The 25,716-nt window shown below is 39.6% G+C and carries 40 protein-coding genes and 1 pseudogene; 18 read left to right on the top strand and 23 right to left on the bottom strand.

Annotation, left to right across the window (positions count from 1 at the left end):
• Window positions 1-8: 8 nt before the first annotated feature.
• Together pstB and sohB are read left to right on the top strand one after the other, a co-directional pair.
• A complete protein-coding gene (gene pstB / locus I593_RS06645) occupies window positions 9-920 on the top strand; it encodes a phosphate ABC transporter ATP-binding protein PstB (RefSeq protein WP_016166804.1) in 912 nt (303 codons plus the stop codon).
• A 197-nt stretch (window positions 921-1,117) separates the two neighbouring features.
• On the top strand, window positions 1,118-2,080 hold the full coding sequence (gene sohB, locus I593_RS06640) for a protease SohB (protein ID WP_016166803.1): 963 nt from the start codon (window positions 1,118-1,120) through the stop codon (window positions 2,078-2,080).
• A gap of 247 nt (window positions 2,081-2,327) precedes the next feature.
• Here the strand turns inward: sohB and I593_RS06635 are convergent, their stop codons facing one another.
• From I593_RS06635 to I593_RS06615, 5 genes are all read right to left on the bottom strand, one after another.
• Entirely contained in the window at window positions 2,328-2,978 is a 651-nt protein-coding gene (locus I593_RS06635; RefSeq protein WP_016166802.1) for a DUF2238 domain-containing protein, read from the bottom strand.
• A gap of 73 nt (window positions 2,979-3,051) precedes the next feature.
• On the bottom strand, window positions 3,052-4,440 hold the full coding sequence (purB, locus tag I593_RS06630) for an adenylosuccinate lyase (RefSeq protein WP_016166801.1): 1,389 nt from the start codon (window positions 4,438-4,440) through the stop codon (window positions 3,052-3,054).
• Between the two features lie 61 nt (window positions 4,441-4,501).
• The gene (hflD, locus tag I593_RS06625) at window positions 4,502-5,233 is read right to left on the bottom strand and encodes a high frequency lysogenization protein HflD (RefSeq protein ID WP_016166800.1); all 732 of its coding nucleotides are present in this window, start codon (window positions 5,231-5,233) and stop codon (window positions 4,502-4,504) included.
• Between the two features lie 14 nt (window positions 5,234-5,247).
• Entirely contained in the window at window positions 5,248-6,384 is a 1,137-nt protein-coding gene (gene mnmA / locus I593_RS06620; RefSeq protein ID WP_016166799.1) for a tRNA 2-thiouridine(34) synthase MnmA, read from the bottom strand.
• A 4-nt stretch (window positions 6,385-6,388) separates the two neighbouring features.
• Entirely contained in the window at window positions 6,389-6,874 is a 486-nt protein-coding gene (locus tag I593_RS06615; RefSeq protein ID WP_016166798.1) for an NUDIX hydrolase, read from the bottom strand.
• Between the two features lie 454 nt (window positions 6,875-7,328).
• Here I593_RS06615 and I593_RS06610 point away from each other — a divergent pair.
• Window positions 7,329-7,865: pseudogene (locus tag I593_RS06610) on the top strand (isochorismatase family protein).
• A 101-nt stretch (window positions 7,866-7,966) separates the two neighbouring features.
• On the opposite strand, the gene I593_RS06605 reads toward I593_RS06610, so the two are convergent.
• The 18 genes from I593_RS06605 to I593_RS06525 form a co-directional block, all read right to left on the bottom strand.
• Complete coding sequence (locus I593_RS06605; protein ID WP_016166795.1) at window positions 7,967-8,518, bottom strand: gamma carbonic anhydrase family protein; 552 nt, start codon at window positions 8,516-8,518, stop codon at window positions 7,967-7,969.
• 100 nt (window positions 8,519-8,618) lie between these two features.
• Entirely contained in the window at window positions 8,619-9,767 is a 1,149-nt protein-coding gene (gene dacC / locus I593_RS06600; protein ID WP_016166794.1) for a D-alanyl-D-alanine carboxypeptidase PBP5/6, read from the bottom strand.
• Window positions 9,768-9,885: 118 nt separating this feature from the next.
• A complete protein-coding gene (locus I593_RS06595) occupies window positions 9,886-10,269 on the bottom strand; it encodes an MCR_0457 family protein (protein WP_016166793.1) in 384 nt (127 codons plus the stop codon).
• Between the two features lie 178 nt (window positions 10,270-10,447).
• Window positions 10,448-10,819, bottom strand: a complete 372-nt coding sequence (locus I593_RS06590) for an MCR_0457 family protein (RefSeq protein WP_016166792.1) — start codon at window positions 10,817-10,819, stop codon at window positions 10,448-10,450.
• Between the two features lie 235 nt (window positions 10,820-11,054).
• Entirely contained in the window at window positions 11,055-11,252 is a 198-nt protein-coding gene (locus I593_RS06585; protein ID WP_016166791.1) for a helix-turn-helix transcriptional regulator, read from the bottom strand.
• On the bottom strand, window positions 11,252-11,809 hold the full coding sequence (locus I593_RS19745) for a hypothetical protein (RefSeq protein WP_016166790.1): 558 nt from the start codon (window positions 11,807-11,809) through the stop codon (window positions 11,252-11,254). Before I593_RS19745 ends, I593_RS06585 begins: the two co-directional genes overlap by 1 nt.
• Window positions 11,810-11,811: 2 nt before the next feature.
• Window positions 11,812-12,087: a hypothetical protein gene (locus I593_RS06575; protein ID WP_016166789.1), complete on the bottom strand. Its 276-nt coding sequence runs from the start codon at window positions 12,085-12,087 to the stop codon at window positions 11,812-11,814.
• Window positions 12,080-12,352 carry a hypothetical protein gene (locus I593_RS06570; protein ID WP_016166788.1) on the bottom strand — a complete coding sequence of 91 codons (273 nt, stop codon included), beginning with the start codon at window positions 12,350-12,352 and terminating at the stop codon, window positions 12,080-12,082. The genes I593_RS06575 and I593_RS06570 overlap by 8 nt, the downstream gene beginning before the upstream one ends.
• A complete protein-coding gene (locus I593_RS19740) occupies window positions 12,345-12,833 on the bottom strand; it encodes a hypothetical protein (protein WP_016166787.1) in 489 nt (162 codons plus the stop codon). The genes I593_RS06570 and I593_RS19740 overlap by 8 nt, the downstream gene beginning before the upstream one ends.
• Window positions 12,834-12,915: 82 nt before the next feature.
• Window positions 12,916-13,062: a hypothetical protein gene (locus I593_RS20615; RefSeq protein WP_016166786.1), complete on the bottom strand. Its 147-nt coding sequence runs from the start codon at window positions 13,060-13,062 to the stop codon at window positions 12,916-12,918.
• Window positions 13,059-14,108 (bottom strand): hypothetical protein, encoded by a 1,050-nt coding sequence (locus tag I593_RS06560; protein WP_016166785.1) that lies wholly within the window; start codon window positions 14,106-14,108, stop codon window positions 13,059-13,061. Before I593_RS06560 ends, I593_RS20615 begins: the two co-directional genes overlap by 4 nt.
• Window positions 14,109-14,112: 4 nt before the next feature.
• Window positions 14,113-14,787 carry a putative quorum-sensing-regulated virulence factor gene (locus I593_RS06555; RefSeq protein WP_016166784.1) on the bottom strand — a complete coding sequence of 225 codons (675 nt, stop codon included), beginning with the start codon at window positions 14,785-14,787 and terminating at the stop codon, window positions 14,113-14,115.
• Window positions 14,784-15,917: an ATP-binding protein gene (locus tag I593_RS06550; protein WP_016166783.1), complete on the bottom strand. Its 1,134-nt coding sequence runs from the start codon at window positions 15,915-15,917 to the stop codon at window positions 14,784-14,786. Before I593_RS06550 ends, I593_RS06555 begins: the two co-directional genes overlap by 4 nt.
• Before the next feature lie 11 nt (window positions 15,918-15,928).
• Complete coding sequence (locus I593_RS06545; protein ID WP_016166782.1) at window positions 15,929-16,219, bottom strand: hypothetical protein; 291 nt, start codon at window positions 16,217-16,219, stop codon at window positions 15,929-15,931.
• Window positions 16,216-16,467, bottom strand: coding sequence for a hypothetical protein (locus I593_RS06540; RefSeq protein WP_016166781.1), 252 nt, complete (start codon window positions 16,465-16,467; stop codon window positions 16,216-16,218). The genes I593_RS06545 and I593_RS06540 overlap by 4 nt, the downstream gene beginning before the upstream one ends.
• 278 nt (window positions 16,468-16,745) lie before the next feature.
• Window positions 16,746-17,084 carry a hypothetical protein gene (locus tag I593_RS06535; protein ID WP_016166780.1) on the bottom strand — a complete coding sequence of 113 codons (339 nt, stop codon included), beginning with the start codon at window positions 17,082-17,084 and terminating at the stop codon, window positions 16,746-16,748.
• A 54-nt stretch (window positions 17,085-17,138) separates the two neighbouring features.
• Window positions 17,139-18,311 carry a type I restriction endonuclease gene (locus I593_RS06530; protein WP_016166779.1) on the bottom strand — a complete coding sequence of 391 codons (1,173 nt, stop codon included), beginning with the start codon at window positions 18,309-18,311 and terminating at the stop codon, window positions 17,139-17,141.
• A gap of 71 nt (window positions 18,312-18,382) precedes the next feature.
• The gene (locus I593_RS06525; RefSeq protein WP_016166778.1) at window positions 18,383-19,126 is read right to left on the bottom strand and encodes a S24 family peptidase; all 744 of its coding nucleotides are present in this window, start codon (window positions 19,124-19,126) and stop codon (window positions 18,383-18,385) included.
• Window positions 19,127-19,228: 102 nt separating this feature from the next.
• Between I593_RS06525 and I593_RS06520 the strand changes: the two genes are divergently transcribed.
• From I593_RS06520 to I593_RS06450, 15 genes are all read left to right on the top strand, one after another.
• Window positions 19,229-19,417, top strand: a complete 189-nt coding sequence (locus tag I593_RS06520) for a hypothetical protein (RefSeq protein ID WP_016166777.1) — start codon at window positions 19,229-19,231, stop codon at window positions 19,415-19,417.
• Window positions 19,418-19,472: 55 nt separating this feature from the next.
• On the top strand, window positions 19,473-19,961 hold the full coding sequence (locus tag I593_RS06515) for a phage regulatory CII family protein (protein ID WP_016166776.1): 489 nt from the start codon (window positions 19,473-19,475) through the stop codon (window positions 19,959-19,961).
• Window positions 19,962-20,012: 51 nt separating this feature from the next.
• Window positions 20,013-20,333: a hypothetical protein gene (locus I593_RS06510; protein WP_016166775.1), complete on the top strand. Its 321-nt coding sequence runs from the start codon at window positions 20,013-20,015 to the stop codon at window positions 20,331-20,333.
• Complete coding sequence (locus tag I593_RS06505) at window positions 20,330-20,626, top strand: hypothetical protein (RefSeq protein ID WP_016166774.1); 297 nt, start codon at window positions 20,330-20,332, stop codon at window positions 20,624-20,626. Before I593_RS06510 ends, I593_RS06505 begins: the two co-directional genes overlap by 4 nt.
• Window positions 20,623-20,916 carry a hypothetical protein gene (locus tag I593_RS06500; RefSeq protein ID WP_016166773.1) on the top strand — a complete coding sequence of 98 codons (294 nt, stop codon included), beginning with the start codon at window positions 20,623-20,625 and terminating at the stop codon, window positions 20,914-20,916. The genes I593_RS06505 and I593_RS06500 overlap by 4 nt, the downstream gene beginning before the upstream one ends.
• A complete protein-coding gene (locus tag I593_RS06495; RefSeq protein ID WP_016166772.1) occupies window positions 20,913-21,266 on the top strand; it encodes a hypothetical protein in 354 nt (117 codons plus the stop codon). Before I593_RS06500 ends, I593_RS06495 begins: the two co-directional genes overlap by 4 nt.
• Before the next feature lies 1 nt (window position 21,267).
• Window positions 21,268-22,143 (top strand): replication protein, encoded by an 876-nt coding sequence (locus I593_RS06490; RefSeq protein ID WP_016166771.1) that lies wholly within the window; start codon window positions 21,268-21,270, stop codon window positions 22,141-22,143.
• The gene (locus I593_RS06485) at window positions 22,140-22,934 is read left to right on the top strand and encodes a hypothetical protein (protein WP_016166770.1); all 795 of its coding nucleotides are present in this window, start codon (window positions 22,140-22,142) and stop codon (window positions 22,932-22,934) included. Before I593_RS06490 ends, I593_RS06485 begins: the two co-directional genes overlap by 4 nt.
• Window positions 22,931-23,293 (top strand): DUF7694 domain-containing protein, encoded by a 363-nt coding sequence (locus I593_RS06480; RefSeq protein WP_016165270.1) that lies wholly within the window; start codon window positions 22,931-22,933, stop codon window positions 23,291-23,293. Before I593_RS06485 ends, I593_RS06480 begins: the two co-directional genes overlap by 4 nt.
• Window positions 23,290-23,751: a hypothetical protein gene (locus I593_RS06475; protein ID WP_016165271.1), complete on the top strand. Its 462-nt coding sequence runs from the start codon at window positions 23,290-23,292 to the stop codon at window positions 23,749-23,751. Before I593_RS06480 ends, I593_RS06475 begins: the two co-directional genes overlap by 4 nt.
• A complete protein-coding gene (locus I593_RS06470) occupies window positions 23,748-24,008 on the top strand; it encodes a hypothetical protein (protein ID WP_016165272.1) in 261 nt (86 codons plus the stop codon). Before I593_RS06475 ends, I593_RS06470 begins: the two co-directional genes overlap by 4 nt.
• Window positions 24,009-24,012: 4 nt before the next feature.
• Window positions 24,013-24,375 carry a hypothetical protein gene (locus I593_RS06465; RefSeq protein WP_026440883.1) on the top strand — a complete coding sequence of 121 codons (363 nt, stop codon included), beginning with the start codon at window positions 24,013-24,015 and terminating at the stop codon, window positions 24,373-24,375.
• Entirely contained in the window at window positions 24,368-24,802 is a 435-nt protein-coding gene (locus tag I593_RS06460; RefSeq protein ID WP_016165274.1) for a hypothetical protein, read from the top strand. Before I593_RS06465 ends, I593_RS06460 begins: the two co-directional genes overlap by 8 nt.
• A 10-nt stretch (window positions 24,803-24,812) precedes the next feature.
• The gene (locus I593_RS06455; RefSeq protein ID WP_016165275.1) at window positions 24,813-25,226 is read left to right on the top strand and encodes an antiterminator Q family protein; all 414 of its coding nucleotides are present in this window, start codon (window positions 24,813-24,815) and stop codon (window positions 25,224-25,226) included.
• A 142-nt stretch (window positions 25,227-25,368) separates the two neighbouring features.
• Window positions 25,369-25,596, top strand: a complete 228-nt coding sequence (locus I593_RS06450; RefSeq protein ID WP_016165276.1) for a hypothetical protein — start codon at window positions 25,369-25,371, stop codon at window positions 25,594-25,596.
• The last annotated feature ends 120 nt before the right edge of the window (window positions 25,597-25,716 follow it).

The following is a 25,716-nucleotide window of genomic DNA, read 5'->3' as shown; positions in this document are numbered from 1 at the left end:
GGCAATATATGAATACCGTTGTAAATAACTCTTTAGAGCAGGACAAGTCAGTGAATCCACAACAGACTCAATTTACATCTCCTGAAGCTGATTCAAAGCGTCAAACGTCGTTTATTTCGCAGTTTGATACGCAAGCGTCTGCAAAAAAAGAAAATGAAACTGCCAAAGTAAAACTCAGTACTTCTGATGTTCATGTTTATTATGGCGATGCTGAAGCCATTAAAGGGATTGATTTAGAAATTTATCAAAATGAAGTGATTGCCTTTATTGGTCCTTCAGGTTGCGGTAAATCGACTTTTTTACGTACCTTAAACCGCATGAATGACACCATTGATTCATGCCGTGTGACGGGTAAAGTCTTGTTGGATAATCAGGACATTTATGATCCAAATCTAGATGTGGTGTTACTGCGTGCGCAAGTAGGTATGGTCTTCCAAAAGCCAAATCCATTTCCAAAGTCTATTTTTGACAATGTTGCGTATGGTCCAAAACTACACGGTTTGGCACGTGATAAATACGACTTGGAAGAAATTGTTGAAAACAGTTTGCGTAAAGCAGGTCTTTGGGATGAAGTTAAAGACCGTCTGAATCAACCAGGGACAGGTTTATCAGGTGGTCAGCAACAACGTTTATGTATTGCACGTACCATTGCGGTGAGTCCAGAAGTGATTTTGATGGATGAACCATGTTCTGCACTCGATCCAATTGCGACAGCAAAAGTGGAAGAACTAATTTCCGAGCTTTCAACACAGTACACTATTGCAATCGTGACACACTCAATGCAACAAGCGGCACGTGTTTCAGACCGTACAGCTTACTTTCACTTGGGTGATTTGATTGAAGTGAACTCGACAGAAAAAGTGTTCACGCAACCTGATCATCAGCTTACTGAAGCATATATTACAGGTCGTTTTGGTTAATCAGATCTACTTGTATCTAACCGCAAATTTTAATTTGCGGTTTTTTTTACCTGCAAAATTTTTCCTGATTTAAGTTAGAAAGGCCAATAATTACAAGGCAATTTTTATCCCAATATTATTGCAAAAACGATATTGAATTTTCACTATAAAAGCCCCATCTTATACTCAATGTAAACAAAATTGAGAATTACTTACATATGTTATTTCAATTGCCGAAGTTGCCTGCGGAAATACGAGTTAGTCACTTAAATGCACGCGTAAATGAACAAAGAAAAAAAATTGCGCAAACGACTGCTTCAAAATTAGAGCTTTTACAATTGACACAACAATTGGCGAAAGAAGCACGCGCACGTAAAAAGAACAATCAAAAAATCTATGTATTGGACTTTAAAGGCGATACCGCAGCATCTGCTGTAGATAATATTCGTGAAGAAATAACTCTTATTTTAGCGACTGCTAAGGCAGGTCGTGACCGTGTTGTTGTTCGTTTAGAAAGCCCTGGTGGTATGGTACATGGTTATGGCCTAGCTGCTGCCCAGTTGGTGCGTTTACGTGATGCAGGTTTTCATTTAACCATTTGTGTCGATAAAGTTGCAGCGAGCGGCGGTTACATGATGGCATGCATTGCCAGTGAGATTATTGCTGCACCATTTGCGGTGGTTGGTTCTATCGGTGTGGTTGCACAAGTACCCAACTTTAACCGTTTGCTGAAAGAACATCATGTTGATTTTGAGTTGTACACAGCAGGACAATTTAAACGCACAGTGACTATGTTTGGTGAAAATACTCCTGAAGGTAAAGCAAAATTTGAAGAAGAGTTGCAACAAACCCATGAGTTATTTAAGCACTTTGTCGAAAAATACCGTCCGCAGTTAAATGTTGAAAAGGTTGCGACAGGCGAACACTGGTATGGGCGTGATGCGCTAGATTTGAATTTGGTCGATAAGCTTCAGACTTCAGATGAATACCTATTGAGCTTGTTACCACAACATGATGTTTATGTGATTCAAACTCGTCGTAAACCAACTTTAGGTGAAAAAATTGGCCTACAGGCAGCACAAATTGCAGACCAATTGGTTCCAACTGTGATGCATAAAGTAATGGAAAGTCTAAGTAAGGCAAATGCGAATTTGGTGCAAATGCGCGATCCTAAGCTTTAATTTTAATGTATAAAATGATGAAATTTAAAAATGCCCTTTATGGGCATTTTTTCTGCATTTTAATTTTCAAATCAACTTGTATTGGTATGAAGCCTTTATAAATTCATAATGAGAAGTTGTGATATGAATCGCACCATCACAATAACCCCAAATGCTAAGATTGACTGAGTGCTTCTTTAACTTACAGTTATTTGGCAGTTGCTCATCTTTCGAATTATCCGAATCGTATTTTTGTCCTGTGTAATATTTATTTTTTAGATGTGGAATTTGCGGTAAGGGCAGGATAGATTAAGTACAAAATGCCATAAATTAAAGAACCTATTGTTGCTAACAGCATGTCCATATGAGCATCCCAGATGTCACCTTGTTGACCGTTATAGTTTTCAGCATCTTCTGGAGAAAGTTGAATGGCAATTAACCATTCGACCCATTCATAAATCAGGCTGGTTGCCATCACAAACTGGATCACTAAAAGGAAAAGTACATAAGGTTTGAGACTAGGTAACCAAACTTGAAACACACGATAGAAAAAAGGATAGAGGAGCAGTCCATAGACTAAATGTACCCATCGATCGTACATATTGCGTGTCCAGCCCATGGTTTGATTTAAATCAAAATGAAAAACTTGCTTGAACCATTCATTATAGGGCACATAGGAATATAAATAATGCGCACCGATAATATGAATGAATAGGAAACCCAAGTACAGGCTAAAAGTAAGAAAACTCAGTCCGATCTTTTTCATCATAATGAACAGAACAATAAGCATAAAAATTGTTCCTGCTTGATGAAGTAAATATGATTCGAATTCTAGAGGGTGAATACTGGTAATTAAAATTGTAGTAGCAATGAAAGCTAAGCAAAGCCAGTGTTTTAAAGTCAGTTGGTATTCGATCATTAAATTTATTCATATAAATAGTTAAGCATAAAAAAAGCGAAGCCTAAGCTTCGCTTTTTAAATTAACAGCAAATTAGATTTTAGCAATTAAATCTTTAATTTGTTTTGCTTGTTCAGCAGCATTACCTGTGTAGCTTGCAGGCGTCATTTCAGCTAAACGTGCACGATCGGCTGCTGGTACAGCTTCAAGTTCATTACCATTGACGAAGTCAACCATCATGTCACGTGTCATAGCTTGACCGCGTGTAAGGGCTTTCAATTTTTCGTATGGCTTTTCTACGTTATAACGACGCATAACCGTTTGAATTGGTTCAGCAAGTACTTCTTGAGCGTTGTCTAGATCTTCAAGAATACGCGCAGCATTGAGTTCAAGTTTACCAATACCTTTTAAGCATGCTTCAAATGCGATTAAGCTTTGAGCAAAACCAACACCCATGTTACGAAGAACAGTTGAGTCTGTAAGGTCACGCTGCCAGCGAGAGATTGGTAATTTTTCACCTAAGTGTGCCAATACAGCATTCGCAAGACCTAAGTTACCTTCAGAGTTTTCGAAGTCAATAGGATTCACTTTGTGTGGCATGGTTGAAGAACCGACTTCACCATCTTTAAGTTTTTGTTTGAAGAAACCTAAAGAAATATAGCCCCATACATCGCGGTTAAAATCGATCAAAATCGTGTTGTAACGACGTAAAGCATCAAAAAGTTCCGCCATGTAGTCATGTGGTTCAATTTGCGTGGTGTACGGGTTAAAGTCTAAACCTAAAGATTCAACAAATGCTTGTGAATGTGCAGGCCAGTTAATGTTTGGGTAAGCAGACAAATGTGCGTTGTAGTTACCCACAGCACCATTAATTTTGCCCAGTAATTCCACATTTTGGAATTGCTTAATTTGGCGCGCTAAACGGTAAGCTACGTTTGCCATTTCTTTACCCAAAGTTGTTGGGCTTGCAGTTTGACCGTGTGTACGAGAAAGCATTGGTTGTTCAGCGTGTTTCTCAGCCAACACCACAATTGCATCAATAATTTGTTGCATAGAAGCAACCAATACATCACGACCATTTTTCAACATTAATGCATGAGACAAGTTGTTGATGTCTTCAGATGTACATGCAAAGTGAATAAATTCACCCGCATTTTTAAGTTCATCAATATTGGCAATTTTTTCTTTTAAGAAATATTCAACCGCTTTTACGTCATGGTTGGTTGTACGTTCAATTTCTTTAATGCGGTTTGCATCTTCTTCAGAAAATTGAGCAACGATAGCATCTAAAGCTGCATTTGTTTCAGCCGTAAATGCTGGAACTTCAACAATTTCAGGGTGGTTCGCAAGCGCTTGCAACCAGCGCACTTCAACAGTCACACGAGCATGGATTAAACCAAACTCAGAGAGGAAAGGACGCAAAGCATCACATTTGCTAGCGTAACGTCCATCTAATGGAGAAAGTGCAGTTAAAGCGTTCATGGTGATTCCTTAAACTTTGGAATAAAACGTAAAACGAAAATTTCGTACAGCATTCATTAGGTCAAACCACCTGATACTGTAAACGAGCGAGATCTTGAATATCTTGAAGCAATTTACGTTTGCTAAAAATCATGCTCCAAGAGCTTCCTCCAAGCTGACGCCACAAATGTGCCATTTGTAGACCAGTAAAGAGGGCAGCACGAATTCGATTGGTGTGCGCTGTATCCTTAAATGCTTCTGCATTGCCACGTACCATAATGCGAGGATTAATTTGCCCTGCGGTATCGACATAGGTTTGGGCTAAGTTTGCAAGAATGCTCGGATGCGTATAGTTATTGTCGAAAAAAGAGAGTTGTTTCAGAATTTTTTGCTGGGATTTTTCAATAATTTCTACAAACTTTGGATTGCTATACACCTTCTTTTCTAATTGTAATAATGCCATAGCATAGGACATTGGAAGCTTAGCATTTGAAAGTTTGGGTAAGCGGGATTTTGGTGCAGGATTAAATGGTTGGGTAATACTACTTTCTAAGGTTTTTAAACCAAGCGAAATATCAGCGAGTTGGTTGAAAAAGTCCAAGGTTTGGCAGGATTGATTGGAGGTCGGACGAATATTCAGGCTGGCTTTAATGAGCTGCTCTAAATAGAAATTCCCGCTATCTCCGATGCTCTGTCGCCCAGAAATAGCGGTCATATGGGTGAGTTGTGTTGCCTGAAACACAGCCGCAAGCGCCAATGCACGATTTTGACGTTGACTTAAAGTTTGAGGCTGTTGAAACGGTAACTCAACCATACCGAACAATCCTTTTATGCAATAAAATCTGGCTTAGGCGCATTGGTATGATGAATGACACCACCACCTAAACAAATATCATCTAAATAAAACACGACACTCTGACCTGGAGTAACAGCACGTTGTGGTTCATCAAATTCAACCCGAACACCGTTTGGCATCGTGTCATCTTTATATATTACGCAAGCTTGGTCGGGCTGGCGATAACGGGTTTTTGCTGTACAGCGGAAACCTGTCGCAGGGATGTCTTGTTCACCTGCAACCCAGTCAATCGCTTCACTCCAAAGCATCGTACTTTGCATGAGTGGGTGATCATGACCTTGGCCAACGACAAGGCGATTATGTTCAATATCTTTGTGTAAGACGAACCAAGCACCTTCTTCAGCACCTTTCATACCGCCAATACCAATGCCACCACGCTGACCGAGCGTATAGTACATTAAGCCGTGATGATCACCAACCTCTTTCCCATTATCCAGCACAATTTTTCCAGGCTGAGCAGGCAGGTATTGTTTCAAGAAGTCATTAAATCGACGTTCTCCAATAAAACAAATGCCAGTTGAGTCTTTTTTCTTCGCAGTGACTAAACCTAGTTCTTCTGCAATGCGGCGAACTTCAGGTTTTTCAATTTCACCTACAGGGAACAAGGTTTTATTAATTTCACGACCATGTACGGCATGTAAGAAATAAGTCTGATCTTTATTTTGATCTAAACCACGTAGTAAAGGAGCGTATTCTTCACCACGAGAGTTGGTCATGGTTTCACCACGACGGCAATAATGACCTGTAGCAATAAAGTCGGCACCTAAATTCACTGCGTGGTCGAGAAAGGCGCGAAATTTAATTTCTTTATTGCATAAAATGTCTGGGTTTGGGGTACGACCAGCAGCATATTCAGCGAGAAAGTGTTCAAACACACGATCCCAATATTCCATCGCAAAATTTGCGGTATGTAATTTAATTCCAATTTTATCGCAAACGGCTTGTGCATCGGCAAGGTCTTCCATTGCCGTACAGTATTCCGTGCCGTCATCTTCTTCCCAGTTCTTCATGAAAAGTCCTTCAACTTGATATCCTTGTTGAAGAAGAAGTGCTGCAGATACAGAAGAGTCTACACCACCAGACATACCGACGATGACACGTTGTTGCATAGGATTAAGCATCCAGATTTGAGATAAGAGGAGAGTTTCGGTGCTCATAAACGAGCGATAAAGGGTATTTTTGCCCAGCGAGCGCATCTTTCACGGCTTTGATCACTAACGGGCTACGTGCACGAGCAGTTTCTTGAAGTTCGTCCAAGGTCATCCATTTAGGACCGACAATACCTTGGTCGAGTTCAGCTTCAGGAAAATACTCTAGAACATGTGCTAAAAAACAAAATCTAAAATAAGTACGATCAGGGAACATAGGCGGAGTGTAAGTATAAATGCCTAGTAGAGCATCTACTTCAACCGCATGACCTGTTTCTTCCATGGTTTCACGAACCGCTGCTTGAATAATGCTTTCACCACATTCAACATGCCCAGCGGGTTGGTTAAACACCGTATGTGTAATACCTTCGCTGTATTCTTCGACAAACAAAAACTTTCCGTCTTTTTCAACGACAGTAGCTACAGTGACATGAGCTGCCCAAGCGGTCATAAAAAAGTACCATGGAATAAAAGGAGTATTCTACAAAATTTAGAAGGCGGTGGCTATGTTGACAGGCAGTTTTCTTTGGGGGAATCAATCCGCTGTTGTTTTAATCATACCGTTTTATTTCTTAAGCCCCCACTAACTCGTGAAATGGTATTAGGGTATGGTGTTATTTTCAAAAGATCTAACGATATATCAAGCCTAATTACGCTTTGAATTGACGGTTTTTGTTTAGATCTGCTGTTCTACAGAGAAATTTATTATATGTTGGTTTAGTTCTAATTTTAATCATATCAAAAATGAAAAAAGCTTTTCCTAATATCTAATTCACGATGACCACAACCTTCTTGCAAGGCTGTGTGTAAATTTTAGAACGTCCCTTACAATTCTATAATCTAACCCTCAGCCAATAATGGCTAGGGTAATGCTCTGTTCATTATTGGTAAGAACGGAGCTCTAAATGTCTAATTTAATTGCACGTAAAGCACTAATTATAGTTGATATGCAAAACGGTTTATTCAAACAAGCTATTGCACCATTCAATAATAATCATGTACTGAATAATATTAATCTTCTGATAGAAAAAGCAGACCTATCTCAGGTGCCTGTAATTTATATGCGTCATGTTGGCTTAGCTCACACGCCTTTAAGTCCATAAAGCCCAATGACTCAGTTAATTAGTGAACTTAAAATGGGCAATCATTACCATATTTTAGAAAAGCAGTACCCAAATTGTTTTAGAGAAACAAACTTACATAAAATTTTGACTGAGCTTAAGGTCGAAGAGTTGGTCATTGCCGGAATGAAAACAGAGTATTGTATTGATACAACTGTACGAGCTGCGGCTGATTTAGGTTTTAATGTAAGCCTTATTTCGGATGCACATACAACTTTCGATTCTGAGCAACTCTCAGCTCAGCAAATTATAATGCACCATAACTCAATGTTAAATGGAGCTTTCGCTAAACTTACTACAAGTGCTGAGTTTAATTTCTAAGCTTACGAAGCGAATCTATACCACGTATGGTCACGTAACATTACTTAATAAATGAGACATTAAAAAATAGCCCCAATTTAAGGGGCTATTTAAAATAAAATTTATGCTGAATATTGATCTTGTTCTCGGTAATTATTCGCGACCTTCACGTAATGACGTGCAGAGTAAGTTAAAAACTCTTTTTCTTTATCAGTTAATGGGCGTGATTTTTGCACTGGGCTACCGACATAGAGATATCCACTTTCTAGACGTTTACGTGGTGGAACTAAACTACCCGCGCCAATCATTACATCATCTTCGATAATCACATCGTCTAAAACGATACTGTTGATTCCGACCAATACACGATTGCCAATAGTACAACCATGTAAAGTGACATGATGTCCAATCGTGACATCTTCACCAATAATAAGGGGAGAACCATTCGGTTTAGCATTATTTTTATGGCTAACATGTAGCATGCAATGATCTTGCACATTACTGTATTTGCCAATGCGAATACTATTTACATCACCACGAATCACAGCGAAAGGCCATACGGAAACATGATCTGCCAGTACGACGTCTCCAATCACAATAGAGGCATCATCAACATAGCAGCTTGCATCAATCTTCGGTTTGCTATCTAGATAAGGACGGATATTTTTTTTCATGTTCATACAGCATCATTCAGCAATTTACAGCAGAGTATAAAAGAAAAAAGCATCCGTATTTGCATACGAATGCTTTAACTTTAGTTTAAGTTGTTAAATCTTAAAATAAGTTTGCGAAGAATTGTTTGATATGATCGATTAAACGTGCAAAGAATCCAGCTTCTTCAACCGCTTGTAATGCAACCAATGGTTTTTCTGAAATCACTTTGCCATCTAAGCTTGCAACGTACTTACCAACCACTTGACCCTTTTGTAAAGGAGCCGTCAGTTTAGGTTGAACCACAAGTTGCGTTTTAATTGCGTCTGCTTTGCCTTTAGGCATGGTTACGTTGAAGTTTTCAGCTAAGCCAATTTGAACTTCGTTTTCTTTACCAAAGTAAACTTTTGCTTTAGCTAAAACTTGGTTTGCAGGCTGTACTTTTACGGTTTCAAAGTTTGCAAAGCCCCAAGCCAGTAAGCTGCGTGTTTGTGTTGCACGCTCTTGTATGGTTGGCGTACCAAATACCACAGAGATCAAACGCATTGGACCACGTTTTGATGAAGTGGTTACGCAGTAACCTGCTTCTTCAGTATGACCTGTTTTTAAACCGTCTACACTAGGGTCTGTATAAAGCAAGGCATTACGGTTGCCTTGTTTAATCCCATTATAGGTAAATTCTTTTTCAGAATAGATTGGATAATATTTTGAACTGTCATGAATGATATGCTGCGCAAGCGTTGCCATATCTTTTGCAGTTGAGTAATGGCCATCTGCTGGCATACCAGTCGAGTTGATGAAGTGGGTATTGGTCATGCCCATACGTTTCGCTTCTTCATTCATCATGTAAGCGAAAGTACCTTCATTTCCAGCAATGTGTTCAGCCATTGCTTTAGATGCATCATTACCCGATTGAATAATAATACCACGCAACATTTCTAAGGCAGTCGCAGTACCGTTTAAAGGAACATACATACATGATTCTGTGCTACTACCACGACACCATGCAGATTCGTTCATACGAACTTTTTCATCTTCAGTGAGCTCGCCCTTCAACAGTTTTTGTTCAATGATGTAACTGGTCATCATTTTTGTCATTGAAGCAGGTGCTAACTTTTCATTTTCATTTTTCGCTGCGAGGATTTGCCCTGTCTCATAGTCCATCAAAACATAAGATTTATTATTGAGTTCTGGCGGCGTAGATAAGACAGTTGCTGCGAAAGAGAAACTTGGTAATAGTAATGTTGCAGCAAGGGCGCTTTTACGGATCATTTCTAGCGGGTTCCAATATCTTGATGTAAGCACAAAGAACTTAGCATTCTAGGACAAAGCATAGCCGACTTCTACCTGTGAAATCGGCTTATTTCAAAAGTATTGTAACCAATTTGTTTCAATTGCTATAGGTGGTCAATTCTTGACAGATTTCTTTATTTTTATCATCGCCCGCAGTTTTAGCATCAGATTTTGCCTCGGCTAAAATTGGTTTAAATTTTTTATTTTTACTTAATTCAGCCAAAGCAGAAACAGCATCTTTTTCTTCAGGAAGATGTTCCTGTGCTAGTTTGGCATAGCCTTGTTCAAAGCCATTTTTATTGTCAATTAGGCTCGGGCAGATTTCTGAAAGTACATAAATGGCAGCGAGTTCTTGTTGAGTAACTGTTTGGTTTGGTGTGACTTCAATATTTTCGTCTTTGCTTTCTTCAGCATGAGCGAAAGAAAAAGTAAAAGTGGTGAGTAAAGCTAAAGATGTTGTTTTTAAAGCGGCGAATTTCATAAACAATAAACTCAAAAGATCAATCTATTTGAGCTAAGGTTAAACAGATTATGTAGAAATGGAAGAGGGGAAATGTATATAAATGGTTGAAATAGTGAAGAAGTTGTGGACTTTGAAAAAGGCTGGCTTGAACTTACGAATAACTTGACTTGAAGTCATTCGTAAGCAATTTTAGCAATTACGCTTGATATTCAACAACATCCATACATACAGCTTGTTGTTCTTCTTTACTGGTTTCTTGGGCAGCTTTGCGTGTTTCTTGCAAAATAGATTTGTACTCTGGATCAGCTTGCAGTTGATCTAAAGTCATTGAGCCAGTGTAGTCTTTTAAATACATTTGCGTGAGTAATTTTACATTTGCATCTAATTTTGCATTTTTCCCAATAACTGCAGGGCAAACTTCAGCCATAATTTGGGTGGAAGCGATATCTTCTTTTACAATGCTATTTGCTTCTTCTGGGCTTAAACCATCATTTGCGTTAACTGCTTGAGTAAATAAAACTGCAAGACCAAATCCCAAAACACTACGAAATGATAAAGTTTTAATCATTGTAAGGCACTCATTTAGTGATAGATATTGAGCGCTAATATATATAATTTCACATATAATTCAATGAAATGTTCTAGTCAGTCACTTTTTAAAGCGAGTTTTTTGTGAATATTCTTATTGCAAATACACATTTGCTATTTAAGTTATTGATTATATTGAATTGTATTTGTTTTATTGTTGATGTTACCCGCTAGGTTACCCGTTTTTTAAAAATCAATACATAAAATAAAGCCTGCTAAGAGCAGGCTAAATCTTTCGGTTTAAATTCTTCAACTTTTTGCTTCACATAAGACTCATGCCAAAAGACATCTTTCTTATTGATCCGCACCGGTTGCTCAATCTCACCCAACTTCACTTTATTGTAAAATGCATCCTTTTTAATTGAAAGGAGCTGCATAAATTCTTTCGCTCGTACGCGACGATCAATATTCATCAGGTTGCCTCCTTCAAACTATCCAGTCTTTTGCCAGCTTCAATTTCCTCATCGGTGGCGTGTCGGAATTCATCCTTATCAGCCATTTCTCCATCTTCCGCATACGCATAACCAATATAAGCACAGCCCTCAATAGCAGTTGACCACATCGCAAAAACCTTTAATTCACCATCATGGATAATGTAATCATCCATCTCAAAAATATTATTTGCTCTGCGGTATTCAAGGAGAGCATCAGACAACTCATTTTTAGTTAACACAACTCGACCACATGTGATTAAATCTTTTTCATGCTCACAAAGTTCATCAAAAGCTTTTTTAGCCTTCTCGTATCCACCCAAACCATTGATCAACTCATATGATTCAACAAGGCGTTTTACTTCTTCATATTTGATTCTGTGAACCTTCACATTAAACCTAATTACCTCTCCACTTTTCGATAATATTGGATCTAAATTAGTGCTTTCAAAAGTCGCTGTTTCTTCCGCATTTGTACTTTTAACCGCATTAATTACAGCATCCCAACCATGCTTTTTAACAAACTCATTCGCTTTCATGACTAAGCCCCCTGTGTTTGAATTACATAGCTACGAAGTTGAGCTAATACAGAGTCAAGTTGATCAAGTTTGATATTCTGGCTGAACATCTGGCATAAGGCATATCCTGCAACGCTACCCATAAAATGAATCGCTTCAATGTCATTTTGATCAGCAATTTCATTTACAGCTTGAACAAAATAAAGATTGCAAAAAGCTTTTGCTAAATCAGAGCCGTTTTCTGCAATCAAGCCAACAGGCTCAATATGATTGATCACAAGCATTTTGTTTTCATTCATGACTTTGCACCTGTGCTTCTTTGGTGATTTTGATTTGCGTAGAACGACCATCTTCACAATTTAAAGTTAAGCTGAAGTCTTGTTTTCCATCATCTTCCCAAGTAAAGGTCTTAATTTCAGCACCAGTAGGTTCAATATCAAACAACTCTAAACCCGCCTTAAGTTGCTCAAAATGATCAGCCATTTCCATGAAGCACACTCGAACACGATCAGATGGAATCTTTAGAAAGTCACCAATAGTTTCAATTTTATAAACCTTATCCATTTGATTGCTCCAGTGCTTCAAGCATTACTTTGTTTTCTGCAATAGCTTTTTCAGCATCCTCAATTGATTCAAATTCAACAACTTCGAAATTATCTTCATCCGAATAAATGTTTGCGCAAAATACCTTTACTTCCTTGGTACGCTGCCATTTCTCAAGGGTTGCTATTTCGCCGCATTCCAATTCCAGTTCATATTCAGTCGGATGATCAACGACGTGTTCGCTATCAACTAAGTAATATGTATCTCGAAGGTTTTTCTTTTCCACCAAAACAAACCCTTCAGGCACCGCTTGGGATTTGGCTTGCCATGCGCGCATTATTAATTCAATCTCACGAGTTGAGAGGTCGCAATGTGACTGACGTGTAATGCCTATAATTTGCTTATTTTCATCAAATTCCACCTTGTTAAGCCCCAAAGTTTTAAGAAACTCAAGGCATTCATACTGATCTTTACTTAAAAACGGTTCTTTCTTAATATCCATCATTCCACCCAATAATCTATTAAATTAGTTAATTACATCGAATCTAGAGCCTACTTATCTATTAAAGTAGGCAACTACTTCTTTAACGTGTTACCCAGCGTGCTTCTTTAAATTTCGCATCAATCACAAGCTCTTCAATTTCACCAACACTTACATTGTGGAAAATGTGGTCCATCTTTGCCCCAAACACTGTGAGTGTTCGGGTTCTTGTTGAGTATTTGAATTTCATGATGCATTCCCCAATGGGTTGAAGAATGGATCTAACTCAGCACGACGCTTGTTCACCATTTCCATTAACTTCGGTTGAATGAACTCATCGCATGCTGAAACATCAATCTCAAGAGCATCTAATTCAGTCAGATCCATGGCTTTCGAAATACGGACTGATAAAGATGAATCCTCTACAGGTGGATTAAGCTCAACCAAGCGAGAATGAATAGCTTCCATTAATGGCTTGCGTTGTTCTTCAGTCCATTTCACAGTGTACTTGTACAAGGCATTTGCTTCATTTGGAGTCTTGGCAATTGATGCGCGCTCAAGCAGTTCACTCAAAAGTTTTTGGTAGTGCTCTTCTTGGGCTTGTTGAACTATCGCATCCACATCTTTTTCTTCTGCTTGTGAGGCTTGTACTTCAGTTGTATCAGTCGCATGTTCTACTGGTGGGTCAATCTCAGGCTGAGGTTCTACATTTTCAGCCAATGTCTTTTCTTCAACATCATTTGAGGTGTTTTCCTCTGGTGCTTCCGCATGAGAAATTTGCTCAGGTTCTGTTGCAGGGATGGCATTAACTTCATTGCCGGCTTTCTTGGATGAAGCCCGTTTCTTAGGTTTTTCATTGCCAAGTCTGACCACCTGACATTCGCCAATTAACTCACGACCCAAAGCTTTTGATAGTGCCTGCAATTGTAGTTTGGCATTCTCTTCATCACGTTGTACAAAGCCTGAATTAATAGAGTCTATTAGTGCAGTACAAGTCATCTTGCCGAATTCACTGATATAGATGGTTTGGCCATAAGTATTGGTGACATAAACATCTTGGCCATCTTCAATTTCCTCAAGCATCAAAGGCTTGGTAAATGTAATTCCAGCCAATTCAAGCATTTCTAACTGAATACAAAACTCGTAATTTGATGAGGCAAAAACCGTTGCTGGCATTTGATCCAAAGAGCTGAAGTCTTTATCAGCTCGAAGTGTGCCGTCACCAGCATAACGACATAAAACTGTTTTGCCTTTCTGTAGAGCTGCGAAAGCTTCTTGAGCATTTAAAATATTCATATTCTTATCCTTTTAAAGCTTTAACTAAATACGGGTCTAAGTCAGGTTGTTTGAGTAACCAAACGATGTAATCTGAAGGCAGGTCTTTAATCGCCATGCCTTTATGTTTTCCAAAAGAAATCTTGGTTGGAATGCGCGCTTGCTCTGAGAAAAGGTAAAGGGACTGCATATCCTTGATACCCAACTTCTCAACGATTGCTTTGAGCACCACACCAGTAAAATAGATGTCCCATTTCGCGTTATGTGCTTTACGTAGATGACTACGGGCTAATGCTTTGTCTTCCATGAGTAGGTAGTACAGCGCACTTAATGTGTGTGACTCATCTGGCCAAACCATTCGAGACAAGGCTAGGGTGCAAATGGCCTTCACCTGGATAGATGAATCACATAAGCGAATTGCGCGAATGTCGTAATCGATATTGTGGCCAATGATATGAGTCACATTTGCAGGTAAGCGGAAAGTGTCATAGCTTGGACAACCAACCAGATCTGCTTCAAGGATGTGGTGAACAGCCATCGCACCAAACGTAATTGGTTCAGGGCATGAGAAGTACTGGTCAAAGTTACGATTATGATCAACCTCCAAAACACCCTGCTCAAAAGAGCAAGGTGAGTGAGAAATCTCGATAGGGTAGCCATCAATTGTGTGAGTTTCGGTGTCTAAAATAATGGCATTCATGCAGTCATACCTTGTTTAGCGAGATTGTCGATTTCTTGTTGTACGGCTTGGATCTGTGAAACTTCGATTTGAAGAAGTGAATCAATACCAAGATATTCACAGACTGTTTTAGTATCTAAGCCACGCTCATCAATGAAAGCTTGCAACTGGTCACGATGTGCTTCTGAAATACCCTGAAACTCAGATGGGTTTTCCCATTTGTTGGTCTGTTTGTTGAATTTACTGCCAAGCTCTTTGGCACGGAGTAGCAAGCACTGGCGCATAGATTCAGCATAGATATGTTTACTTTTAACCAGATCCTCCAATGATTCAGTGAGCTGATTTAAATCACCTGCATGCTCAACCTCTTCACAACTTTGTTTCCAGTTTTCAAGCTCTTCAATTGCTTTAGCTGTCGCAAGTTGAGCAGGGGTAAGTGTGTTGATGTGTGATTTCGCTTGAGCAATTACATCAGCAAGGAATGTTGGGTTTACCTTTAAATCAGGAACCCACACTTCACCAGTTTCACCACCTAATGCACCTGAGTTTTTTGCGTGGTGTGTTGGTGATGGCTTAAAGCTAATTACACGGGCATTCTTACCTTCACCAGTAGTTACAGTGGTGAGATAACCCATGATGTCGGCAATACGATAAAGCTCATTGCGGTTCTTACCACCAAGATCTGGGCGGTAAATAATTTGCTCACCATTTTGATCCTCAGAAGCGTGGGCAATGAAAACAACATCTTTGCCGAGACTGATCAGAGTGTTGATGTACTGCTTGAAAGTTTGGTTGGCCAAGCCTTGAGCCTTTAACTTCAAAGCACCATCTTTTTGGCGATTGTTCGCCGTGAGTAGCAAGTGGGTTTTAATGCTTTCGAGCATCGCGCCAACTGTATCAATCACGACAGTGTTGTAAGGAGCGAGATCTTGTGGAGTTAGATCTGCAACATCCTTCCAACACTGAACAGGGACAACTGCACCACGACGCAATTCACCAGTACGATGTGCACCACGGTCAAAGTCGAATGAAATAGCTTTATCAGCAGTAAAGCCAAGTGATGTTTTTCCAAGACCAGGATCTGCATAGATGTAAGTGATAATTGCACTTACGTTTAGAGCTTGGTCAGCGGTAATAATAGGTAAAGCCATGATTATTCTCCTTAGGCACCAACCCAGCCCATACGTTTTTTATACGCACGACGGTCTCGTAAAGGGATGTGTGAAGACTGCAAGCCAATAGCTAAAGCTTTGCGCTTTTGGAAAGCACGTTCACGTTCATTAGCTTCTTGAACCCATGACAATGCTTCTAAGCTTTTGCGCAAAGCCTCATTAAGGTTGTCTAAACTAAGCAACCAATTAACGTATCCATGGTTAAGATCAACAAGGGCAGTGCCTTTAAACTTCCCGAAGTTGATAACTTCTATTGTTTCCACTTTAGAGTTTGCATTCATGGCTTAACTCCCGCTTTAACAAGGTGTTCAGTTTGAGCAGCGGTTTGATGACGATCAGCAGTACAGCTTGTGAAACCTGAAATGATTGCAGTGCCGATAACAATTGCGATTAGTGCAGCAGGTGCTAGACCTGATGATTTGTACTGCACCGTGTTTTCAGGAGTAGGGGGTTGGTAAAGATGCTGAGTCGTACAGCTCGGGTTCTTTTCGAACTCTGGCATTTGACTATGTTTGATTGTTTGATTCATAATGACCTCGCAAAGTTTGCAAAGCCCTGTGTCCGCCAAGATGTCAGGGCTTTTTCGTGTTTACGAGATTTAGTTTACCAAAGGAAACTTTAAAGTCAACAAAATAGTTTACCTAGAGAAACATATTTTTATTTATGGAAACTTTTTAGATTGAAATGCAAAAGAAAACCCATCACATGGATGGGCTAGTTTGCGCTGCTTAGTTGTTACAGGTCTTGTGCAAGTGACCTTGATAGTAGCTTATAAAACTTTCATTTCAGATTTAAGAAATAAGAGCCTTAACACTGAATATTGTCTTTTCCCTTGTAGTAATCCAAAGCTAATTTTAGATCCTGATCAAGTTTTGATTGAGTGTAGTCTTGAGGAAAATTTTTAAGTAAAAGCGGTGCATACTCTTTATTGTAAACATTTGGATAATCAACGCAGAGGATCTGTTTACGCTCAGCCATAGGGGTTTTGGAGTTATCTAATTTATCAAGATACCCATCTATAGCAGCATCTAACTTCTCGAATTGTGCTGATGTATTTGAGTTGGTCGCTGGCGGAGCGGATTCTTGTTTTGAGCAACCAGTAAAAACAATTAGTGTCACCAGCGTAAAAAGTAATTTGGATCTCATCGGGTCACCTGATGGAAAAAACTAGGGGAAGACCCCTAGTTTTAAATTTTCTAATTATTGGCTAGAAGCACGCTTAAAGTTATCATCATTCATGCAGTGTTCAAGGCTATCCCTGAGAATACCGACCATTCTGTAAATATGCTCAGGCTTCTCAATAAAGATTTGCCCATTGTTTTGAACCTCTAGGCCAGCCCGTTCAAGTTCAGTTTTTCGAGAATCATCAACAGTAACATTGAACTGAATTGTTGGACGTTTGCGATTTACATCATACCTAAAGAGCCATCTATTTGTTTTGCTTTGATAAAGAACAGAGTAGTAGGACTCTGTATCACGACCCTCGAGTTCCACTTCAGGAAATAGTTCAGTCACAATTCGAAGTAAGTCTTGCTCATCTTTGGTTGTAATGATTTTCTCATTATCAGGGTTAACAATAAAATCAGGCTCTGGGGCAACTTCAGTTGCTTTAGGTTGTTCCTCTATTACTTTTGGCTCAACTGGTTGAGCTGTAATAATGGTAGGAGAAGACAAGCCTTTTACAACAGTATCGCTTATAGCTTGCTGAACCGCTTGCTGAACGAAAGGTTGAATTGATTCGAGGAATTTTGTATTCAGCTGTCTTTGAATGTTTGCCTGTTGTGCTACATAGCGAACAAAATCAATATCTACTTCATTGATACTCTTTTTAATGACAGTCTTAAATTGCTGGATATATTGGTTTTCTTCTGCAAAAAATCTTAGCTTCTCTGCGTGAAAATTATCGTGTTTGAATTCAGCTAACTGTGTTAAATCTTCAGGATGAGCTTTCGTAAAATCAATTGTTAGAAATGGTTTTTCATCCATAACATTTGTATTTATGAGGTCTGTAAAGAAGCGCCACTCCTTACCATTTGTGATAGCACCTATAGTTACACCTAAACTACTATTAAAGTACCGAGATAACTGCGGGGCGTGATTTGTTAGGTCTGAAGAATAAGGTTTTGCTTCAATAAACATAACAGGCTGGCCGTTACAATACAGAGCATAATCAACGCGCTCGGTAGCCTTGACGCCAGGGAAGTCGGCAGCAAATTCTGCAAGGACTTTGGTTGGATCGTAAGGGTTAAATCCCAATATATCTAGCAAGGGTAAGATTAGGGCCTGCTTAGTTGTTTCTTCTGTAGAGCAGTGACTGCCTACTTTTTTTACATGTTCTATATGGTCTTTAAGTCTTATTAAAAAGTTATCCATGTTTTACCCTCTTTGTTTTGTAAGTAATTTATTTAATTAGTTATATTTTATTGTTATAGGGTTGCTGGGATTTACCCAGCTCGCCAAAATTGACGCCCCATAACTTTGAAATTCAAACCATTTTGCTCAGATACTTCGCGATCTCTGTATTTTGAGTTAAGGCTGTGTAAAGTGAGCTTTCCGCCTTCCTCTTTGAATATCTGCTTGATCATTCCCTCTCCCTCAAAGTAAACAGCATAGATTTCACCATCTACAATTTCGGTTTGAGAAATATCAATACCAACCATATCGCCATCATGGATAAAGTCAGACATGCTATCGCCCTTGGCTTTAATAATTCTCATGCAGCTTGGGTCAACATGTTTTCTTTGAAAAAATGATGGCGGGAAGGGGAATTTCCCATTAATTACATCAAAATGAAATTCTATAGACTCGCCAACACCACAAGAAAAATTAGCTTCCACAACATCAATCCAAATAAACCCATTTTCTGTTTCATAATCAATAACTGTTGGCTTGTGCAATTCATTCACATTGAAAGAAGCGTCACCTTTGCCACTCAAATTATGCTTATTCATAAAGTCTTGCATATTGAAATTATTGAATTTTACTTCTTCTTCACCAGTGAGTAGCCAGTTTTGAGATGTTTTCAGCACGGTTGCCAATGCTGGCAAAAATTCAGCCTTAGGCGTGTTTGTTCCAGCTACCCATTTAGATACAGCTCCTTTCGTGGCTCCTGTAGCTTCAACTATTGCGGTTTGTCGAAGACCCAGCTCCTTCATTCTTTTAATTATACGGTCGCTAATACTGGTCATACAAAATCCCTCATTTCCAGTTTCCTATAGTAAACAAGCATCTTGATATATGAATAAACTTATGGTTTACTAATGGAAACTATAAGTTTATAAAGGTAAACTATGACTGTAGATGAATTGAAGCTTCACTACGAAGTTAAAACAGATTCCGAGTTGGCTCAGAAGATCGGCTATAGCAAGGGTGCTGTTAGTAAATGGCGAAGCAAGGGCATATCCCTAGAAACCCAAGCTTTGTTGCAAATCAAAACAAAAGGGAAGGTTAAAGCCAATATCCAACAACTCACTGCATAGCCAATTATGCCTCGGTCAATGTTTTAGATAAACGTGAACAAAATCAGGGATTCACATGACACTAAGAAGAGAAACGCGATTAGCAATACACGAGATGATTAACCAGTCAGAAGGTTATGAGCCTAAAGATATTGCTCAGGTTACGGGTGATTCACACAAAACAATTTGCAATTACGGCAATCCAAACATGGAGAACCATGATCCAAGCCTGAAGAAGTTTGAGGCAATCATGTTGCTCACACGAAATCCGACTGTATTGAAGGTGTGGGCGCACATGCTTGGGTATGTATTAGTTCCTGCTGGTGAAGAAGGCGACCATCGCCAGATGACTATCGTTGAGGCATTACTTCAAATGAATGTCGAAAATGGCAAGGCGAATCAGAAAGTTTTTGAAGTTTTAGAAGATGGGAAGGTAACTCCGCAAGAGTACACGGAAGCGAGTGAAATTCTTAATCGAATCATTGAAAACGCGAAAGCTGCAGATATGGCTTTAAACAAACAAATGCAGAAGTTTTCTGCAGGCTTAAAAAATGAAAAAGCCTGATGGACTAGATCAGGCTTTTTGCGCTTACTCAAAATTGATTGGAGGATCAAATTGAATAATACAAATTTAACACAACACCCATGTGCTGGCAAATGCACCGAATTTAAAGACGAACAATGTTCAACTTGCTTAGTAAGCTTTGAGCCTAAGGCTGATTTCTTGCCTGGAGATGTCGTGGTGCTTAAAACCCTCGACCTGTTATCAGTAACAGACTTGTTCACATTGAAAGGTTTTGACGGGGAGTTTTGGCATACAGACCACCGCATTGGCCGTGTGTCTGGCTTGGTAATTCGAACTGCAACTCCTGCTGAACTTAAAGCCAAACGCCGTTTAGATCCTCCAGTTGCATTATTTGTATCGGGGGCACCATGAACGGACATTTTCAAAAGCAACCAGAGCATAAGCAGTCACAACAGGTTCAATCTTTCTATGAACCTGCTTTGAAAATGCTGGAAAAAATCTACCAAGCAAAGTGTGGAAATTTGAATCGACGTGGCTATCCAGCCGATAACGCTGCGGTGACAAAAGAGGAGCTTGCTCAGCAGATGGCATATTGCTTCCGTATTACAAATTGGTTAGCGCACCAAGTAATAACCAGCCTGATTAAGGCAGAAAAAGTTCAGTCATTTGGTGGCTATGTTAAGCCCAAGGATGGTGAGGGATGACAACTCTTGAAAATGTAATGGATTTTATAGATCAAGCTAGCAGCGAAGATTTGGAATCAATCGCAACTGAGTTGACTGATCGCGGTGTTGATTTTCACTGTACTGAATGTGAAGGCCATGAATGTGAGTGTGATTGCGACGATGAAGACGGTGATTATGAAAAAAATGAATTTATTCGTCATCTCATTAATCGAGCAAATCAATTTGGATTACAAGATCTACTTGATGAGCTGAAATATGAGGGTGAGAGGGTTGGTTTCTACTTGAATATTCAGGGTGGTGTGTCATGAGATATTCTTCGAAAAGAAAACAAGACGTTACTGTCTCAAAAACACCTATTGAAGTTGCAATCCCTTTGCAAGAACCAGTGAAAATCTACACAGCCAAAGAACTTGCTGCAATGCCTCTGTCAAAAATGAATGAAGCCATTGCAGCACAAGAGGCTTATTTCATTATCGAGCACACAACTCAAATGGGGGGGGCTGCTGTAGCAATCCGTCACGCCATGCAAGATGGTGCTGTATTAATTCAAGTCAAAGAAAAGTCCAGAACACGCTACAAACTCAACAACGAATTTGTCGAACCTCGAATTGTTCGTCAGTTGGAAAAGCGCGGTCTGGTGAAATTGGGTGGGAAATAGCATGAGTAATTTTTTATCTAACGCATTTATGCTCCCCAATGATTTGGTGGATAAGGGGTATATGGCTCTTATGAAAGGGCCTGCCTTGGCTTGCTATTTGTTTATTGTGCGCAAGACTCGTGGCTGGAATAAATCAACGGATAGCATCAGCGTTTCTCAACTTATTGAGGGTACAGGCTACAACAAAGATTCAGTTTTAAAGGGGTGTGAAAAGCTGGTTGATCTCGGAATTATTGTGCGTAAATCGTTCGCAAATCAGCCTGCAAAATACGATTTAACAGACGGTATTTTTGCAGTCGATATTTTAGATAGCGAAAAAAACGCCGTCGAAAATTTAGATAGCAAACCTGATTTTGCAGTCGAATCTTTAGAGGGGGGAGTCGATATTTTAGATAGCACGCAGTCGAAAATATCGACCCACAATAACAACTATAAAACAACTAATACAAAAACAAATATTAATAATGGCGAAAAAACAAATTCGACTTCTGAAAAAACTAAAAAACAGAAGAAAGAATTGTTCGATGCAAAGCCAGTTGAATTACCTGAGAACGTGAATCGTGATCTTTGGATTCAGTTTGTTGAAATGCGAACAGCGAATAAAAAACTACTTACTGAAAACGCTGTAAAACTCATTCTGAAAAAACTTGAGTCATTCGGAGCATTAGCAAACCAATCGCTTGAAAACTCAATCATTGGAAATTACCAAGGTGTATTTGCACCAAAGCCAGATCACTCTGCCAACCCGCAAAACAATCATGCTCAACAAGCACCAAGTGAGCCTGGTTACTTCATGCAAATGTTTAACGAGCAAACACAATCAACCGTGATTGATGTAACACCAGATTCAAATGCTGTGGAGGTTTATCACCTATGAATAACCAAATCACTCAATATGATATTCGGTTTCTGATTGCAACACTTCGTGCATTGTATGCATCGCAGTTCAATAAGAATTTCCCTACTGAAGGGGTAAATGCATTTCCATTGAGCATGGTCGAAGGGATTGTAGGAAATGCATTGACTGGGGTAACCAAACAACAGTTTGATCGTGGCATTGTTTTGCTTAGCACATCAGGCAAAAAGTACATGCCTAGCTTTGCTGAATTCAAAGAATTATGTGTTGGCCAAGACTGGTGGAATGCTCAAAAAGCATGGGTGAAAGCATGTGAGTACACCAAGATCATGCATCATAAAAAAACCAAGCTTGCTGATAACAGAGAGCAATACCAAGAAATTACAACGATTGCAAAGTTCGCTTTGGATCAAGTCATGCTGTTAATCACAGATGGCGAGATGTATGAGGCTAAACGTGAATTCATTCGATTGTATGAGGAATACCTTGCCGAAGCTCAATTGAAAGGTCGTGTGCAAGAGTGGTATCAGGAACCTGCTCAACTGACTTGGAATAACGAGAAGAAAGAGCATGTGCCAGTTGAAAAAGAAGATGCTCGATTAACTCTGGAAAACCTAAAGAAAAAACTGAACGTGCGTAACCGCCATGTTGTTAAACCTCAGGAATTAAAACCAACTGAAAAATCGCAACAAGTAAAGCAAGAGCTTGGTCCAGATCCGTTTGATAACCTAGAGGCATATGCAGAAATGTGTCGCCGTGATGGTGTGCCTGTGCCTAGAGATATTGCTGCTTTGGTAGGAGGTGGGGTGTGAGTTTTATTGTTCCAGAGAAATTCAGAATTAAATCGGGACCATTGGCGAGCAATGAGAGCTATGGGAACAATGGTGCATTTTGGGTGAAGACCAAGAAATGTGTTTTCACTGTCATTGCTAGTGATCAAATGGGTTGGGAGCATGTCAGTGTTTCACTTCCAACACGCTGTCCAACTTGGGAAGAAATGTGTTTCATCAAGTCCCTGTTTTGGGGTGAAGATGATTGCGTAATTCAGTATCACCCACCTAAAAGCGACTATGTGAATAACCATCCATTCTGCCTGCACTTATGGAAACCAACTGAGCAAACCCTACCAACGCCGCCAAGCTTTATGGTGGGTAAGGCTGGTGCAGCATGAACGAATTACTACAGCAACGCATTCAAGCCGTCCAGATCGGCAGAAACACCACCTTTGCACAGATGGAGCAGAAGAAATCACTTCGAGATGAGCTTGATTCACAGCTCGAAGCATTCTTATCAAATGGTGGTGCTATCGAGCAATTGCCTCAAGGCTTTTCGGGGGAATACAACAAGGGTTGGAATAATTCAAAACCCAAAGCTCAAAAGACCATGCGTGAAGTGATGGCGAGTGCTGTGTCAGAAGCGCGTGCAAGAAGAAACAACCCAAGCGTTACCGCGAGAAATGAAGCGCTCAACAAGGGGGAAAAGCGCTATCACGGAACCACTTGCAAGGCGTGTGGTGGAACCTTGCGATATACGTCAAACAATTGCTGTGTTGGATGCGATAAAGCTGCATCGATAGTGAGAACCAAGAAGCTTAGAGAAAAGCGCAAATCTGAGAAGGTGAAATCATGAATTTAACAATCGAGAGAATGCGTGAAATTGTGGATGGTGCACCCGAATGGGCTGTGTGCTGGAACGCTCATATGGGGATGTATACAAACGGGTTTATTAGATGTAGTAGCGATATTCACCTTAAAGACATCCGTGCAGCACTTGCTGACCATGACCGCACGGACGATGTATCCGACATTAGAAATCATATTGCACCAACAACAATAGTTACTGACCTTCATGTAAATGAAGCTCTGAAATTAAATGGATTGGGGTGACATCATGAAAAAAGGCGACCGCGTAGAAGTAGATTTCATCAGTGAGTCTGCAACTGACTATTCTGGAAAACGCTTTCATGGCTACGGCGTTTTAGATCGAGTGGAAGATGGGCGAGTAATGGGGCGCTTGAATGATGGCACGCCGTTTAGCTGTCTTGAAGCAGATGTGAAGGTCATTCAAGAAGTGGATTTACGGAAAGAATTTGAACCATTTTTCACGAAGCAACCATTCTTTAATAGCTTGAAGTATCAGCACGGCGACCGCTTATTCGATTTTGATGAAGGCATTGGGTACCGCAATTTAACCGTACAAGTTGGCTATGTATGTTTCTGCAAAGATGATCGGGAGTTTGTACTGAATGACTAAAATCCTGATTGGTATTGATACAGGAGTGAATACAGGCTTCGCCGTTGCTGCAGACCGTGGCAATGGTGGGGAGCTGGAGCAAGTGGGGTCTTTATCAATTACTCAGGCAATGGAGAAGGTAAAGGAATTAATTGAACAATGGGGAATCAGTAACGTCTGTTTATACATTGAAGATGCTCGGAAGCGTACCTGGTTCACTGGAGGTCGTGAAAAGTCTCAAGGTGTTGGATCAGTAAAGCGTGATGCGCAAATTTGGGAGGATTGGTGCAAAGAGCAGGGTTTTAAATTTTTAATGGTTCATCCAGCAGCAAATGCAACGAAAAAGAAAGCTACGGATTTTAAGCGTATGACTGGTTGGGTTGGTCGTACGAATGAGCATGCACGTGATGCAGCAATGTTGGTTTTTAAAAGATTTGCCAAGTTTTGAGGGATAGGGCATGAATGCAGTAGTGAAAAAACAAATCATGGATTGGTCTAAGCGTTCTGCCCACCAGTGGTTAGAACAATATGGGCTTTGGGTAAGATCAGTAAAATTTAATGTAACAGCCAATCCATTAGCAATACTAATTGACCAAAATGACAAAAGCAGAGTCCGCGCAAGTCGCGTATCTATGGTATGTGAGATTAATGATTTTGAGGCAGTGCAGGTAAGTAAATTACTCGCATCAATGCACAATGACAGTCGTGAGTATTTAGCCTCAAGAGCATGGTATTTAATACTTTATTATGAAAATGAGTGGTCGTATTTATCAATTGCAATTGCACATAAATGCAGTAAAGCTACGATTAGAGCGGAAATTGACAAAGGTCTTGCATACCTGGATGGGAAAATAGATATGTTGCAATCTTGACAGTGCAGCACACTTGGTTTAAATTCGTGTTATGGTGGCAAGTTGTTATGCTTTCACCAGTATCTAAAAGCTCATCTAAAGGTGGGCTTTTTTGTTGCCTGTGTTATAAATATATCTCCAAAGTAAAATAGAGAATAATCAGGTGACAAAACAGTATATTGGAATCACAAATAGTAGCATTAAAGGTGATGAAAAATATTATGAATATGCTCAAGTGTGGTCAGATGGTGTAATTCGCCTTGTGAAAGATCTGGAGTCAGCGACAAAATTTAAATCAGAACAAGAAGCAATTGATTCATTATTTAACGCCAGCCTGTGGGTTTGTGAATATCAAGATGGAAAAATTAAACCCTTACAACTATCCCGATAGGGAGAGCAGTGTTGATGGCTAATAAATATGAATTAAATGTATTTTAGATGCATTTTAGGTATTGCAATCTGTTTAGGTTTTCTGCAAAATTCGCGTCAGATTTAGTAGATAGTTCCCTGA

This window comes from Acinetobacter tandoii DSM 14970 = CIP 107469 (genome assembly GCF_000400735.1).
In the GTDB taxonomy this organism is placed as follows: domain Bacteria; phylum Pseudomonadota; class Gammaproteobacteria; order Pseudomonadales; family Moraxellaceae; genus Acinetobacter; species Acinetobacter tandoii.
This window is presented reverse-complemented; position numbering and strand designations above follow the sequence as displayed.

What these genes read in the sequence shown, in the direction of transcription:
- pstB (WP_016166804.1), top strand. Translation starts at nt 9, where the DNA reads ATGAATACCGTTGTAAATAACTCTTTAGAGCAGGACAAGTCAGTGAAT.
- sohB (WP_016166803.1), top strand. Translation starts at nt 1,118, where the DNA reads ATGTTATTTCAATTGCCGAAGTTGCCTGCGGAAATACGAGTTAGTCAC.
- I593_RS06635 (WP_016166802.1), bottom strand. Translation starts at nt 2,978, where the DNA reads ATGATCGAATACCAACTGACTTTAAAACACTGGCTTTGCTTAGCTTTC.
- purB (WP_016166801.1), bottom strand. Translation starts at nt 4,440, where the DNA reads ATGAACGCTTTAACTGCACTTTCTCCATTAGATGGACGTTACGCTAGC.
- hflD (WP_016166800.1), bottom strand. Translation starts at nt 5,233, where the DNA reads ATGGTTGAGTTACCGTTTCAACAGCCTCAAACTTTAAGTCAACGTCAA.
- mnmA (WP_016166799.1), bottom strand. Translation starts at nt 6,384, where the DNA reads ATGCAACAACGTGTCATCGTCGGTATGTCTGGTGGTGTAGACTCTTCT.
- I593_RS06615 (WP_016166798.1), bottom strand. Translation starts at nt 6,874, where the DNA reads ATGACCGCTTGGGCAGCTCATGTCACTGTAGCTACTGTCGTTGAAAAA.
- I593_RS06605 (WP_016166795.1), bottom strand. Translation starts at nt 8,518, where the DNA reads ATGAAAAAAAATATCCGTCCTTATCTAGATAGCAAACCGAAGATTGAT.
- dacC (WP_016166794.1), bottom strand. Translation starts at nt 9,767, where the DNA reads ATGATCCGTAAAAGCGCCCTTGCTGCAACATTACTATTACCAAGTTTC.
- I593_RS06595 (WP_016166793.1), bottom strand. Translation starts at nt 10,269, where the DNA reads ATGAAATTCGCCGCTTTAAAAACAACATCTTTAGCTTTACTCACCACT.
- I593_RS06590 (WP_016166792.1), bottom strand. Translation starts at nt 10,819, where the DNA reads ATGATTAAAACTTTATCATTTCGTAGTGTTTTGGGATTTGGTCTTGCA.
- I593_RS06585 (WP_016166791.1), bottom strand. Translation starts at nt 11,252, where the DNA reads ATGAATATTGATCGTCGCGTACGAGCGAAAGAATTTATGCAGCTCCTT.
- I593_RS19745 (WP_016166790.1), bottom strand. Translation starts at nt 11,809, where the DNA reads ATGAAAGCGAATGAGTTTGTTAAAAAGCATGGTTGGGATGCTGTAATT.
- I593_RS06575 (WP_016166789.1), bottom strand. Translation starts at nt 12,087, where the DNA reads ATGAATGAAAACAAAATGCTTGTGATCAATCATATTGAGCCTGTTGGC.
- I593_RS06570 (WP_016166788.1), bottom strand. Translation starts at nt 12,352, where the DNA reads ATGGATAAGGTTTATAAAATTGAAACTATTGGTGACTTTCTAAAGATT.
- I593_RS19740 (WP_016166787.1), bottom strand. Translation starts at nt 12,833, where the DNA reads ATGGATATTAAGAAAGAACCGTTTTTAAGTAAAGATCAGTATGAATGC.
- I593_RS20615 (WP_016166786.1), bottom strand. Translation starts at nt 13,062, where the DNA reads ATGAAATTCAAATACTCAACAAGAACCCGAACACTCACAGTGTTTGGG.
- I593_RS06560 (WP_016166785.1), bottom strand. Translation starts at nt 14,108, where the DNA reads ATGAATATTTTAAATGCTCAAGAAGCTTTCGCAGCTCTACAGAAAGGC.
- I593_RS06555 (WP_016166784.1), bottom strand. Translation starts at nt 14,787, where the DNA reads ATGAATGCCATTATTTTAGACACCGAAACTCACACAATTGATGGCTAC.
- I593_RS06550 (WP_016166783.1), bottom strand. Translation starts at nt 15,917, where the DNA reads ATGGCTTTACCTATTATTACCGCTGACCAAGCTCTAAACGTAAGTGCA.
- I593_RS06545 (WP_016166782.1), bottom strand. Translation starts at nt 16,219, where the DNA reads ATGAATGCAAACTCTAAAGTGGAAACAATAGAAGTTATCAACTTCGGG.
- I593_RS06540 (WP_016166781.1), bottom strand. Translation starts at nt 16,467, where the DNA reads ATGAATCAAACAATCAAACATAGTCAAATGCCAGAGTTCGAAAAGAAC.
- I593_RS06535 (WP_016166780.1), bottom strand. Translation starts at nt 17,084, where the DNA reads ATGAGATCCAAATTACTTTTTACGCTGGTGACACTAATTGTTTTTACT.
- I593_RS06530 (WP_016166779.1), bottom strand. Translation starts at nt 18,311, where the DNA reads ATGGATAACTTTTTAATAAGACTTAAAGACCATATAGAACATGTAAAA.
- I593_RS06525 (WP_016166778.1), bottom strand. Translation starts at nt 19,126, where the DNA reads ATGACCAGTATTAGCGACCGTATAATTAAAAGAATGAAGGAGCTGGGT.
- I593_RS06520 (WP_016166777.1), top strand. Translation starts at nt 19,229, where the DNA reads ATGACTGTAGATGAATTGAAGCTTCACTACGAAGTTAAAACAGATTCC.
- I593_RS06515 (WP_016166776.1), top strand. Translation starts at nt 19,473, where the DNA reads ATGACACTAAGAAGAGAAACGCGATTAGCAATACACGAGATGATTAAC.
- I593_RS06505 (WP_016166774.1), top strand. Translation starts at nt 20,330, where the DNA reads ATGAACGGACATTTTCAAAAGCAACCAGAGCATAAGCAGTCACAACAG.
- I593_RS06500 (WP_016166773.1), top strand. Translation starts at nt 20,623, where the DNA reads ATGACAACTCTTGAAAATGTAATGGATTTTATAGATCAAGCTAGCAGC.
- I593_RS06495 (WP_016166772.1), top strand. Translation starts at nt 20,913, where the DNA reads ATGAGATATTCTTCGAAAAGAAAACAAGACGTTACTGTCTCAAAAACA.
- I593_RS06490 (WP_016166771.1), top strand. Translation starts at nt 21,268, where the DNA reads ATGAGTAATTTTTTATCTAACGCATTTATGCTCCCCAATGATTTGGTG.
- I593_RS06485 (WP_016166770.1), top strand. Translation starts at nt 22,140, where the DNA reads ATGAATAACCAAATCACTCAATATGATATTCGGTTTCTGATTGCAACA.
- I593_RS06475 (WP_016165271.1), top strand. Translation starts at nt 23,290, where the DNA reads ATGAACGAATTACTACAGCAACGCATTCAAGCCGTCCAGATCGGCAGA.
- I593_RS06470 (WP_016165272.1), top strand. Translation starts at nt 23,748, where the DNA reads ATGAATTTAACAATCGAGAGAATGCGTGAAATTGTGGATGGTGCACCC.
- I593_RS06465 (WP_026440883.1), top strand. Translation starts at nt 24,013, where the DNA reads ATGAAAAAAGGCGACCGCGTAGAAGTAGATTTCATCAGTGAGTCTGCA.
- I593_RS06460 (WP_016165274.1), top strand. Translation starts at nt 24,368, where the DNA reads ATGACTAAAATCCTGATTGGTATTGATACAGGAGTGAATACAGGCTTC.
- I593_RS06455 (WP_016165275.1), top strand. Translation starts at nt 24,813, where the DNA reads ATGAATGCAGTAGTGAAAAAACAAATCATGGATTGGTCTAAGCGTTCT.